9 protein-coding genes, 1 tRNA gene and 1 pseudogene are annotated in these 12,751 nt (G+C 46.6%); 9 read left to right on the forward strand and 2 right to left on the reverse strand.

The genetic code is table 11. The annotated features are described in order from the left end of the window. Window positions 1–6: 6 nt before the first annotated feature. The 3 genes from ACTIE6_RS06160 (at window position 7) to ACTIE6_RS06170 (ending at window position 1,587) form a co-directional block, all read left to right on the forward strand. Entirely contained in the window at window positions 7–786 is a 780-nt protein-coding gene (locus ACTIE6_RS06160) for an enoyl-CoA hydratase/isomerase family protein (RefSeq protein ID WP_439555798.1), read from the forward strand. Between the two features lie 89 nt (window positions 787–875). Next, window positions 876–949: transfer RNA gene (locus ACTIE6_RS06165), tRNA-Arg, on the forward strand. A 440-nt stretch (window positions 950–1,389) separates the two neighbouring features. Then, a complete protein-coding gene (locus tag ACTIE6_RS06170) occupies window positions 1,390–1,587 on the forward strand; it encodes a hypothetical protein (protein ID WP_439555799.1) in 198 nt (65 codons plus the stop codon). A gap of 560 nt (window positions 1,588–2,147) precedes the next feature. Here ACTIE6_RS06170 and ACTIE6_RS06175 read toward each other — a convergent pair. Next, window positions 2,148–2,564 (reverse strand): annotated as a pseudogene (locus ACTIE6_RS06175) (XRE family transcriptional regulator); the annotation flags it as partial. 163 nt (window positions 2,565–2,727) lie between these two features. On the opposite strand from ACTIE6_RS06175, the gene ACTIE6_RS06180 reads away from it, so the two are divergent. From ACTIE6_RS06180 to ACTIE6_RS06205, 6 genes are all read left to right on the forward strand, one after another. After that, entirely contained in the window at window positions 2,728–3,552 is an 825-nt protein-coding gene (locus ACTIE6_RS06180) for an HAEPLYID family protein (RefSeq protein WP_439555800.1), read from the forward strand. Between the two features lie 140 nt (window positions 3,553–3,692). Further along, complete coding sequence (locus ACTIE6_RS06185) at window positions 3,693–8,153, forward strand: PAS domain S-box protein (protein WP_439555801.1); 4,461 nt, start codon at window positions 3,693–3,695, stop codon at window positions 8,151–8,153. Window positions 8,154–8,286: 133 nt separating this feature from the next. Next, window positions 8,287–9,168, forward strand: a complete 882-nt coding sequence (locus ACTIE6_RS06190) for a hypothetical protein (protein ID WP_439555802.1) — start codon at window positions 8,287–8,289, stop codon at window positions 9,166–9,168. 37 nt (window positions 9,169–9,205) lie between these two features. After that, window positions 9,206–10,150 (forward strand): hypothetical protein, encoded by a 945-nt coding sequence (locus ACTIE6_RS06195; protein WP_439555803.1) that lies wholly within the window; start codon window positions 9,206–9,208, stop codon window positions 10,148–10,150. A gap of 55 nt (window positions 10,151–10,205) precedes the next feature. Beyond that, the gene (locus tag ACTIE6_RS06200) at window positions 10,206–10,802 is read left to right on the forward strand and encodes an RNA polymerase sigma factor (RefSeq protein ID WP_439555804.1); all 597 of its coding nucleotides are present in this window, start codon (window positions 10,206–10,208) and stop codon (window positions 10,800–10,802) included. Continuing rightward, window positions 10,777–12,081: a hypothetical protein gene (locus tag ACTIE6_RS06205; protein WP_439555805.1), complete on the forward strand. Its 1,305-nt coding sequence runs from the start codon at window positions 10,777–10,779 to the stop codon at window positions 12,079–12,081. Before ACTIE6_RS06200 ends, ACTIE6_RS06205 begins: the two co-directional genes overlap by 26 nt. 95 nt (window positions 12,082–12,176) lie before the next feature. Here the strand turns inward: ACTIE6_RS06205 and ACTIE6_RS06210 are convergent. Further along, the coding region (locus ACTIE6_RS06210; RefSeq protein ID WP_439555806.1) for a hypothetical protein at window positions 12,177–12,751 on the reverse strand (575 nt) is incomplete at its 5' end.

Raw genomic sequence — 12,751 nt, forward strand, 5'->3', positions numbered from 1 at the left:
CATTCCATGTACGAAAACATCCTTTTTACTCAAGAAAATGGCATTGCGCGGCTGAGCCTTAACCGGCCCGAAGTGTACCACGCCCTCAACCCGAAGCTTATGCAGGAAATAGCAGCGGCGGTTTCGGAGGTAGCGGCCGATGAAAGTATCCGCGTTCTGATCATCACTGCGGAAGGTGAAAAGGCATTTTGCTCGGGCGCGGATTTGAAAGAAACGATGGCAGCCGGCAACACAGCGGAGCAGCTGCTGAAAGATTACTACGAGCCGATGATCAATGCGATCCGCACGCTTCCCAAGCCGGTTATATGCAGATTAAATGGCTTGGCCGTCGGCGCTGGTTGCTCTCTGGTGCTGGCTTGCGACATCGTGATAGCTACTGAAGAAGCCTATCTGAGCCTCGCATTTGTCCAGATCGGCTTAATGCCCGACGCAGGCGCCACATTCTTTTTGCCAAGGTTGATCGGAATGGCAAAAACGTTTGAACTAGCGTCAACAGGCAGGAAAATAGGAGCAAATGAAGCAGCTGCAATCGGCTTGATCAATAAATCGGTACCCGCTGCTGAGCTCGATCATGAAGTAGACAAACTCGCCCGTTTCTACGCCACCGCCCCTACCCTCGCCATTGGCACGATGAAGAAAGTACTGAATGAATCCTCGCATTCGGACCTGGCACGCATGCAGGAACTTGAAAGGGTTAACCAGGAGATCTTATTCCAAAGTGCAGATTGCAGCGAAGGAATTTCAGCTTTTTTACAAAAAAGAAAGCCTGATTTTCAAGGGAAATAGCATTATATAGATTTCAATACAAGATTTTTATTTAAAAACATGCTTGTATTTTGATACACTTTTCTATCTTTGCAGTCCGATTACGGAACGGTTTCGTAGCTCAATTGGATAGAGCACCTGACTACGGATCAGGAGGTTTGGGGTTCGAATCCCTACGAGACCACAGAATAAGGCGCCTTTCGCAAGATGGGCGCTTTTTTGTTTTATGCTCAAGCTGACTACGGATTAGGAGGTTTGGGCCGGGCCGCCGGGCGGTTCGAATCCCTACGAGACCACAGAATAAGGCGCCCTTCGCAAGATTGGCGCTTTTTTTATGGAAAATTAAATTGGATTGAGCACCTGAGTCGTGCGCGACCCCGGTACGGATCAGGAGGTTTGGGCCGGGCGGCCGGTGCCGCGGGCCGCCGGGCGGTTCGATTCCCTACGAGACCATTGTTGTATGTGAGAACGACACTAATTGATAAATACATACCGTTTAATCAGTATGTTTACTACGAAAAATTAATAATTCTAGGAAATCATATATCATAGGTGTGATATTTGTGTTATAGCCTTTGGAGATAAAGGACTATAATAAGTTAAAATTAACTTACTTAAATCATTATGGACTTCGCAACTACATTGGCATCAGCTGTATTGACAGCTACCACATTGTATGCTGTGAGTGTAGTGGCCCGCTTCCTCCGAGGTTTGTTTAAAGATGAAATGAAGGTTATTAACAGAAGAACCGGAAAGTCCGTCACGCTTGGAAAGCATCACAGCAAGAACCAAGACCAGCGGCTTTTAGAGGTTCTTAAATAATGCCTTCAACGTCAAGAAAAAGACTTGTATCCAAATCTGAGGGGTCGGTTACGGCCATTAGCTCATTTTATTCATCATTGCTATATTTAGTTTCTGACGTAGCCACGAAAAAGGGTTTGGCCATTTGTGCCCCCATAGCTGGCTATGTCACATTTATTTTATGGAAATTCATCCGCTCTAATGTAAACCTTTGGCACTATGAGTATAAGACGAAAAAATATATTCGAGAGCTGGAAGAAGAAAATGCAAATCTAGCTACAACCAGCGCACAGAGAATAGCTAACAATCGAGCGATTAAAAACTACAAAGACTCTCTCAATAAGAAGCGAACCGAGGATTTAGACATTATCTGAATCAAGTAACAACATAACAGGGTGTCTCCGTTTTAAACGAGGCGCCCTTTTTATTTGATTTAAGTGGATATATCAGCAGTTACGGACTACGAACATATTGACATACTCATAGTCGGCACTTTTCTATTGATTGTTATTTAACCGAAAAACTAAATGCATAAAACGAAATGCAAGGATAAACTTTATTCCACATCTCCCCTGCCCCCCCGTCACCAACCGCTCCAACCGCCCCATCATCTCATCCTTCTCCCTCAACATCCGCTCGTAAAGCGCAATCTTTTCTTCATGAAGCTGGATAATTTTGTCAATGGGATGGAAGTGTATTGTGCCGTTATTGAATGAATTTTCGAAAGCCTTTTCGTGAAAAGTATTTGAAATAATATTCACAGCCTGCTCCTCATCAAAATTCCGGATCGCCTCAGCGGGAATTTTCAGAATCGCTGCTACCTGCTCCAAAATACCGGACTCGATTTTTTCCTTTTGTTCGAGTAAAGAAACTTTCTGCTGGTTCCAGTCTTCGCCGAGCTCGAAGGCGAGGAAATCCTGCTTAATACCGAGCATTTCGCGGAAGCGTTTCAGGTTCCGGCCTTCGTGGATCTTGGGATTGGAGGTAGTATGTGTCATGCGGAAAGGTTTTTTGTTGAACCGACAATTTATATAAATGCCACCAAAAGTTTCCATGTAATTTACAGAGTTGCCCGTGTAAGTAAATGAGCATTCAACCGCTTCCTTCCCAATTGATTCCAGAATTGACCTTTAACATTGTATTAAAAAACAATTAAAAGGCATGAAAAACTTCATCATCACAACACTACTTATTGCAACTACAATGCTGCCAGCCTTAGCGCAGGTTGATTCTGTTCAAAAACCAAAACCCTTGAAAATCCGCCACGCGGAGCCGCTTTATATGGACCTCATCCGTGACCTGGGTGCCCGGAAAGGTGAAAAAGAATGGAACGTGGGTTACGGTATTGAGGGGCACAAGGATTATACGGTCAACCATACCTTTGTTGAATACGAATTTTCGCCCGTCAACCGGCTTGGTCTGGAAGTGGAGGTTCCCTTTGCTTTTTACCGCCCCGCCCAGCCGCAGGAAGGCGCTTCACTTCCCCGAAACCGCATTGAAGGTTTGAAACTGGCGGCTCAATATACTTTCCTGGTTTCTGATCAGCAGCAAATGTCGATGGCGGCGGGTTATATGCACGAATTCCGCGCGCATTCATTTTACTCGATCAACCGTGGCCGCGGAATGCTGAAAGGTAATTCAGTAAGCCCGTTTTTTATCGTGGCCAAAAAATGGGGAGAGCGCATCCATTCCATGATTTACACGGGCCCAGAGTGGGAGTTTACACCGGAGGAATCAAAACGGGAGTTATTTTATCAAATCAATGCGAGCATGCATTATGTGCTTCCCGGCGGGCACTTTTTGGGGGTCGAGGTCAATGATGAGTCTTCCGCCACAAGCAATCACACCGTTATTCGTCCGCAAATGAAACTGGTACTGGCCTCCAATCTCGCGCTGGGGCTTGTTACAGGTATTCCGACTAATTTCCGGAATAATGGAATGAGCTTTATGGCACGCATTATTTTTGAGCCGAAGCGAAAAAGGTAACCTGGCTGGCATTGTTTTAGTGGAATGTGGCAGCGCTTTAAAAAAGTATATGTTATACTTCGAACTGTAATGTAGAATAGCCATCGGTTATTCATACACTTCGTATTGTTTTGGCGCTAAACAAACATTGAAGTCAAGGTATGGCATCTTCTTCACCACCTGATAGCCCGGGCCAACAACAGGGTAACGATCTGAATATCTCCGAGAATCTTCTCAGGGCAACGCTCGACTCTTCCATGGATATGATGCAGGTGTTTGAAGCCGTGCGGGACGACCGTGGTGAGATTGTAGATTTCATCTGGATACTAAATAACCACGCTTCCGAAAAAATTTACGGCAATGTCATTGGTAAGAGCCTGCTGAAACACCAGCCCGGGGTCGTGGCCGAAGGTATTTTCGACGCATTCAAACAAGTCGTCGAAACCGGTGAGCCGCAACAGTACGAAAAACATTATGTACATGAGCAATTCAATGGCTGGTTCCGTCAGTCAGTAGTAAAGCTTAATGGCGGTGTGGCTACTACGACGTCGGATATAACAAGCCTCAAAAACACCGAGGAAAAGCTCAGGACTGCCAAGGAAAATTTACAGGTCATTTTTGATAGCTCCATTTTTTTTATCCAGGCTTTCAGGGCTGTCAGAGACGAAACTGGGAAGATCATTGATTTCCGGTGGACGTTGACAAATCACAAGTGGAACCAGCTTTATGGGAATGTAACAGGAAAGAGCCTTTTGGAGGAAAATCCCGGTGTGAAGGAAACGGGCTTATTCGACAAGTTTGTGCAGGTGACAGAAAAAGGGATCACCGTCGATCACGAGCAATACTATTCACATGAACAGTTTGAGGACCAGTGGTTTCACCAAACGTTGGTGAAAATGGGTGACGGCTTTGTGATGAATACGGAAGACATCACCCAAAGAAAAAAAAACGAATCAGAAATCCTGCGCCTCAAAGACGAAGCAGCACAAAACGCCAATAGTAAGTACCAGAAGCTTGTTACCTCCATTTACCAGGGATTTGCACTTTACGAGCTGATCCGGGACGAAAATGGCCTGGGCTTTGACTATAAGATCCTGGAACTGAATCCAGCTTTTAAGAAGCAGACGGGAATCAGCATGCAGCTCCAACTTGAGCGCACGGCCAAAGAGATATTTCCTTCCCTTGACCAATGGTGGATTGAAACGTTTACCAACCTGGTTGATTCAGGTGTGCCACTGTCGTTTGAGCATTACTTCAAAGAGATTGACCGGTGGTATGAAGCCGGGGCTTATCCCATTCAGGGAGACCAGTTCGCTGTTTTATACAATGACATTACGGATCGTAAAATCGCTGAGCAGCAACAAGCCTTCCTGCTCAAATTTTCTGACGCCCTGCGTACAGAGCAGTCTGTTGATGCAGTTGCAACTTGTGCGATCCGGCTGCTGATAGCGCATCTAGGTCTCGATCGAAGCTATATTACAACATACTATCTCGAAAAAGGCCGGGCGGAGCTCGACTATCAAATCGGAAACGACAGTGTGCCGCCCTTGCCCGATTATTTCATCTTGTCAGACTATCCGGAAGCTTTTGAAACCACCTTCGAAAAAACGGTTGTCATTGAAGACGATTGGGAAAGGCAAGGTCTGTCCGAGGAAGAGAAGCGTAACAGCAGACAGCTCGGCATGCGCGCCATGATAGGGGCGACTTTACGCAAGGAAAATAAACCGCTCTGGTCTATGGTCGCTATCTCCTCCCGGCCGCGCAAATGGACCAAAAATGAAATTGCATTGCTGGAAGAAGTGGCCGAACGTACCTGGGCGGCCATAGAGCGCGCCAAAGCCGAAGAAGCTTTGCGTAAAAGCGAAGAAAAGTACCGCATGCTATTCGAAACCATGAGCCAGGGCTATCAGGAAAATGAAGTGATCCGGGATGAAAACGGTAATGCCGTTGATCATCGGCTAGTTAATGCAAATCCACAGTTCGAGCGGCTCACTGGTATGAAGCTTTCAGACTGTATTGGAAAACCTGTTAAGGAAATAATGTCGAACACCGATGCTCACTGGTTAGAGCTGTTCGACAGAGTTGCCCGCACAGGCATTCCCGAGCATTGTGAGCGTGAATACGTTAGTATGGCCCGATGGTATGATGTAGATGTCTTCTCAATTGGCGGAGACAAGGTGGGTTTGCTGATGGAGGATATTACCGAGCGCAAATATCAGGAGCGTAACAAGGCCTACCTATTGGAACTGAGTGATGCGTTGCGCCTGCTTTCCGATGCGATGCGTATTCAGGACGAAGCCTTACGATTGTTACGGAAAGAATTAAATGCGCCGCGCGCGTTACTGGCAGAGGCACTCGACCAGCGAGGTACCATGCGGATCACTGCGGAAAGCCTGGAAGAAGGGCTTTTCCCTACGAAAGGAACAACAATGCAGCTTTCTGATTTTACACCAAGAGCATTGGAAGAAGCATTACAGGGAAAGCCACTCTGGCGCGAAGACGTAAAGGATGACGACCTCCTGCCAAAACAACAAGCCGGGTACGCCGCGCTTCAAACGCGGGCCTGGCTGATGGTCCCGCTTGTCAAGAATGGGAAACTACTTGCCGAGGTTACCATCCACCATTCTCAACCCCGGGTGTGGAAACCCCGGGAAATCCAGCTGGTGCGTGAAACAATTGACAGGGCCTGGCTGGCAGTCCAGCGTGCACGCGCCGAGCAGCATGTACGTGATTCGGAAAAGCGACTGCGGATTGCAACAGAAGCGGCGGATATGGCAACCTGGGAATGGGATCTTGTGAAGAATCAGGTAATCTGGAACGAGCGGCACTTTCAGATCTTTGGCATGGAACCCCAGGCTGGTCCTGTTGACCCAATGGTGTTTTTCAAACACATTCATCCCGTAGACCAGGAGCGTGTTGAAGGCTTACTTCGTAAGTCACTGGCGGAGGATGTTGAATTTGAAACGGAATTCCGGGCTGTACTCGAAAATGGTTCTGAGCGCTGGATGAGCGGATATGGCCGCGTTATGGAAAGATCAGGCGATAAGCCGGTTTCCATGAGTGGTGTGATGTTTGACATCACCGCAAGGCGCCGGGCAGAAAATGACCTGCACCGGATCGAAGAGCGGCAAAAAGCCATTATAGAAAGCGCAAAGGACTATGCGATATTAACGCTGGACCTGGATTTGCGGGTGCGCGACTGGAATGCAGGGGCGCAAAATATGATGGGTTATTTGGAAGAAGAGATTGTAGGCCAGCCAGGAGAAATCTTTTTTGTCCCGGAAGACAGGGCAAAAGGCGCTCCTCAGACTGAAAAAGAAAAAGCAATCAGCGAAGGCCGGGCAATGAACGAACGCTGGCATCTCCGAAAAGACGGCTCGCGCTTTTACGGATCAGGAGTGACCACACCCCTGCTTGATGAAGCGGGCAATGTGATCGGGCTCCTTAAAGTTATGCGTGACCTGACGCAACAAAAGCAAGGCGAAGATGCGCTGAAACAAGCCAGCAGGCGCAAGGATGAATTTCTGGCCATGCTGGCTCACGAGCTCCGCAACCCCATATCGACCCTCCGGAATGGAATATCGATCCTGAAAATGACGCAGCAGGCCGATTCACAAACTTCCGAAATAGTGAGTATGATGGACAACCAGGCTACTCACCTGGTACGCATGATTGATGATCTGCTGGATGTCAGCCGGGTTACGCAGGGGAAAATTGAGCTGAAACTGGAACGCTTGAAAATTGATCAGCTTATTACAGATACCGTAAAAGCCATTCAGCCCCAATACGAGGCCCGCGGTAAAACGCTTCACATTTCAACATTATCTGCGGAGCTGTTTGTACAAGGCGACCGCACAAGATTATCCCAGGTAATTACGAATCTCTTAACCAATGGTCTCCGGTATACGGAAGATAATGGAGAAGTGTGGGTGAGCCTCACATCAAAAAATGGAGAAGCAGTGATATGCGTGAAAGACAATGGAATCGGACTCACGCCTGAACAGCAAACATCCGTTTTTGATTTGTTTGTTCAGGGAGATAATTCACTCGCCAGAATACAAGGCGGGTTGGGAATCGGTCTCACATTGGTGAAGCAGCTGGTTGAAATGCACGGCGGGCATGTTGATGCAAGAAGTCCGGGTATTGGTTCCGGGAGTGAATTCAGGGTATTCTTACCACTACTGGATCTACCAGAAAACCGTGAGAAGTCTCAAAAGGACGATCTTTCAGAAGCCCGGTCAGCTATGCGTGTCCTGCTCATAGATGACATGGAAGACCTGGCCAAGCTGACTGCTATGCTACTTAAACTAAAAGGCTTTCACACAGATATCAGGACAAGTGGCAAGGAAGGTGCCGAGGCCGTTGAAATGCTCAAACCACCCGTAGTACTCTGCGATATCGGAATGCCGGAACTAGACGGATATCAAACTGCCGCACTGATTCGCGAAGGGGCATGGGGACGTCAGGTCAAGCTGATTGCGTTGTCGGGTTATGGCCAGCATGAAGACAAGCTGCAAGCAATGCAGGCAGGTTTTGATGCACATTTGACAAAGCCGGTGGACATAGAAGAACTTCAATCCGTAATAGTGAAACTCACTGCCGACGGAAAGAGCTGGCCGTAAAAGGATTGAAATACAACACAAAACAGATTCGCCCGATAACTGATCCCAACATTTTTTATCACACATGCAACCCCTTCCCTGACCGCTCCTGTCTAACATCCGGACTTCAATCTTAACAGTTAACCTTCACAAGATGTCTCTGGGTAAAAAAGTTTTTCAGGCGCTGCTTGCGTGTATGTTTTTAGCTTCCTGCGACCAGGAGCTGATGGATAAAAAAGATGACCGGTTGGAAGAAAAGTTGATTCCGGCTGCCATAGATTACAATGAAGACGGTGGTTCACTTTCCCATTTGATATACCGCGCCAAATTCAGGTACAATTCCGACGATCAGCTGGTATCAGTAACAGATACCTTGCTCACACCTATGGCGCCGCCATCCGGAACTGCCCGGCCCTGGGTCAACTTTTACTACCAGGAGGGCAGATTGGCAGAAGTTGTCCTGCGACACAATCATGACCCCGGCACACACTACGATCCGAAGACAGATCTGAAAACTGCGAGGTTCTACTTTTCCGTCCGCACGCGCCAGGTTGTCGAGGGGCAGCAAAAAGGCACATTCAGCTTCAAAACAGACGCAAATGGGTTTCCGGTGAGAAAAAATGTAAGGTACGGGTCAACCTACCTGGACGCAGCCGGCAATATTGATTTTGTAGCAGAAAACAATGCCGCAAAAGCACGTAACCCGCTTGCTATCTGGGAAATTCTGGAACAGACATTTGACCAAAACAAAAGTATTTTCGCAAACAGCAAAGAATTCCAGATGTTAGGTGTATTGCTGGCTGCCTATAATTGGGATTTGAATACAACCTTTGTGCCTTATCTGGGCATTCTTACTACCAACAACCAAATAAGTAAGACGCTACGGTTTTGCAGCAAATCAGAAGGTTGCCGTGAGCCAGGTACTATTCTGAGTGAAACTGCGTCTGTCAACAGCCAGGGCTATCCCACACGTCGCTTCGTTATCGTCGGCGCAATGGGGCGTCACCAGTTTGTGATCAATTACAAGGAAAATTAGATTGGTTCGGATCAAATCAAAAAAGCACATTTCACTTATGAAAGCTTTATTCATTTTCCTGTTAACAACAGTTGTTTTATGCAGCTGTAACAAAGTCGCAGATCCCGCGCCGGACGAGATACAAATTCCGGCACAGGTGATACAGCTTGTTGAAAGTACCTACGAAGACCCGCAGCATATGGTTTTTACCGAAATCCTGCAAAACAAGATCTGGAATGTAGAGCTTGAATCCCGGGCCAAAAAGTATAGCTCGACATTAAGCCCGAACCATATTCTGGTGACTTACAGACTTGCAGGAACAGATGCACCAGACAGCCTGAAAAGCCTCCTTAATCCGAGCGTCATCACAGGCGGCACATTCTCGAATTTCAGGGAACAGGAACATATCCTGTTTAGTGAAGGTAATTTCTCAAAGACTTATCTGGCCGATTATTCATGGCAGGGAGAACCTTACCTGGTTAAATGGGGAGCTACATTCCTCGCAGGGCAACCCACCACTTACAACATCGAAATGCTGCCGGTGAGCACCAGTTTTTCCACAACCGAACTGAACGATTTACCGCAAACCTTGCAGGAATACATTCAAAAAAAGGAATTCCAACTGATGTGGGCCAATATCTCCGTGAATGCACAATCCAAAAAGTCTTACCAGGTCAGGCTCGTCAAAAACAGCAACAATTTTGAGCTTCTGTTTGATCACGACTGCAAACTTGTGGCTGGCTCTGAGAAACCTGTGTATCTGGGAAATGGCGGCGAACTTCCAAAGAACATAGACAGCTACCTTGCCAGTAAGGAAGAATACAAGAATTTTGGATTTACGGGTCAGTTTTCGGGAATTATCAAGCATGAAATGGATGGTGTGAAGAGTTATAGCGTCAGCATTCAGAAGCACAACGGATATATGGCCGGCTCTCAAGTCTGGTATTTCACCTTTGATCAAAATGGAAGTCCTCTGAATCGAAAGTACCTTGGACTTTACTAAATGATAATTTTCTGTAAAATGAAGGGTCGGCTGACCAGGATTTAATGCATCCCTGATGAGATTATTTAAGTGGCGTGATTACGCTTCTCTTACACAGCTGGTGGAAGGATGCCAGCGGGAAGAGCGGCGGGCGCAGAATGTTTTTTATGATCGTTACAAGAACAGCTTGAAAGGGGTTTGTCTCAGGTATGCCAAAACCGAAGCGGAAGCGGATGATATTTTGCAGGAAGCTTTTATCAAGATTTTCAAAAACATACAACAAATTAAACAACCTGAATCGGTAGATAGCTGGGTGAAGTCTGTGGTGATCAGAACAGCTATCAATTATTACCATAGTACCACCAAAAAAGAGTTGCTCCATTCATCCATTGAAAGCTCCGAAGGCGCAATGGACGTGAGCAACTCTTTCAGGATTATTGAACAGCTGGATACAGATTTTTTACTAAGCGTCATCAGCAGCCTTCCGGATGGTTACCGGGCGGTTGTTAACCTGCATTTGATTGACGGGTATACCCATGCGGAAATTGCTCAGATGCTGTCAGTTGCGGAGGGAACTTCCAAGTCGCAGTTGCAACGCGGGCGCACATTATTGATCAAGAAGTTACAAGAATTAGGAGTCGAATCTTATGAAGTTACCGGAAGAAGAAGCTGATAACGAGCTTGGGAAAAGACTGCGGGAGAAGTTTCAAGGTTTTAATGCACCGGTGAAAGACCAGGTGCGTGTGAATGTTTTCGCAGCTTTGGGTAAATCACCAAACCTGCTTTACTGGTTTTACAGGGCCGGCGCGCTGCTTTTGGTTGTTGCGCTTTTAGGTGGGTATCTGCTATACAACCGCCCATTCAATGGCAAAACGCCCATTGCAGTTTTGAAAAACACCAAGAATGCAGATAGTAAGTCCAAAGATTTGGCACCTATTTCAGAAAGCGGAAAAAGTGTAACGGATCAACTTGATCATAGACATTTAAATGAAGATGCCGGTCAGGCAAGTACGCTGGAAAATGCGAGTAAGCAAACAACTATTCAAGGCCGGCCAGAGGAGAAAGTTAGTATTCAAAAAGATAAAGCAAATGGATCAAAACGATTTACAAACCGCGCTTCCAATCCTAATTCAATAGTAGTTTTTGAAAAAACGAATAAAGATTTCACTGCAAATAAAAACTCGAACTCAGATCCTGAAATAATTGATAATCCTGCGATTACCGAAGCCGAACAGCCCGTGAATCCCGCATTGGTATCTCCCATTGATTCCATCCATTTTAGCACTTCATCAAAACCGCTCACTATACCACACTTAGCTACAAACACCATCGACGAAGCCGCTAAAAAGCCGCGAACTGCATTTGGATTAAAAGGTATTTTCTCAGCTTTCGTCCTTCAAACCTTCCAGCTTGTGAACCTGAGCCAGTCTGCCTCGGACCGGATCCAGAACTTCCGGTTCGCGCCATTGCTATCTTCCAAATCATTATCCTATAAGTTCACCGCGGGTGTTGAAAGAAAACACACCCAGCTTCTTGTGAGCTACGCCTATTTCCGTAACTGGAATGAATACGAAATCGGCACCAATCAGGTAATGGTTACGCGAACTGCTGCACAGCAATACAATATGGTGAGGATTGGAGAGAAACATGTGGAGGATGACCGTTCGCATCTGCTCGGCATCGGTCTGCGCCAGCGTTTTGATATTCCGCAGCACATTATGAAAAATTACAGCGTGAATGTGGGCGCGGAATATACCCGGCTGTTGCCCAAGGGACAGAACCTGATCTGGGGTAACCTCGGTTTTTACAAGCAGGTGTACCAGACAGGCGGAATTCAATTACAAATCGGACCTTATTTGCAGTACAGCTTCACAGAGCGCAAAGTAGCAGGCCAGACCTGGAAGTCCAGACCTTACCAGTTTGGTGTTTCATTAGGGGTTAAAATGAAATAATCGCCCCTGCCAAAGAAACCTGCAATCCATTAATAAAGCCCGTCTCCTAACCGAGACGGGCTTTTCATTTCACAGCTAATTTATAAAAACGAATCTTAGAAGTTCTCCCACTCGTAAGTGAGTACCGCGCCTGAGCTTACATTTTTCTTGGTGAGCGGAAGCCCCTGTTCATTGTAAGTGTATTCTGTGCGTTGCGGCTGACTTTGGCTGGTCCTCACACTGATAATATTATTTCGGCTGCAATGAAGCACGGGGTTATACATGTACGTCCATTTATAGAATGGATTCACTTTGTCATCGTACTCATAATAAAGGGTACTTACTACCTGTCCGTATGCATCCGTAGTTTCTACTTTTACCACGTTTCCGTTTTCGTAAGTATACTTGCTAAGCAAGGTAGTTTCACCTCCCCAGATCACAGTACCTTCTACAAACTCTTCATAAACAAGCCCCTCGGCATTCAAGCGATAGGTAACCTTGTAATTGGGCTCCGTAGGATAAGGCGATAAATTTCCTTCGGCATCTACCCGCAAAGCCGTTTCGACGATCGTGCTATCCGTGTACTTGTAATTTGCCTGTGAACCTCTGAAATTGTTATCGTCCGGACTTTCACGCAGATACCTGCTGGCGGTTACGCGGCCCAGCTCGTCGTAGGTGTACAGATAGCTGG

The organism is Dyadobacter sp. (genome assembly GCF_051859145.1).
Taxonomy (GTDB): Bacteria; Bacteroidota; Bacteroidia; order Cytophagales; family Spirosomataceae; genus Dyadobacter.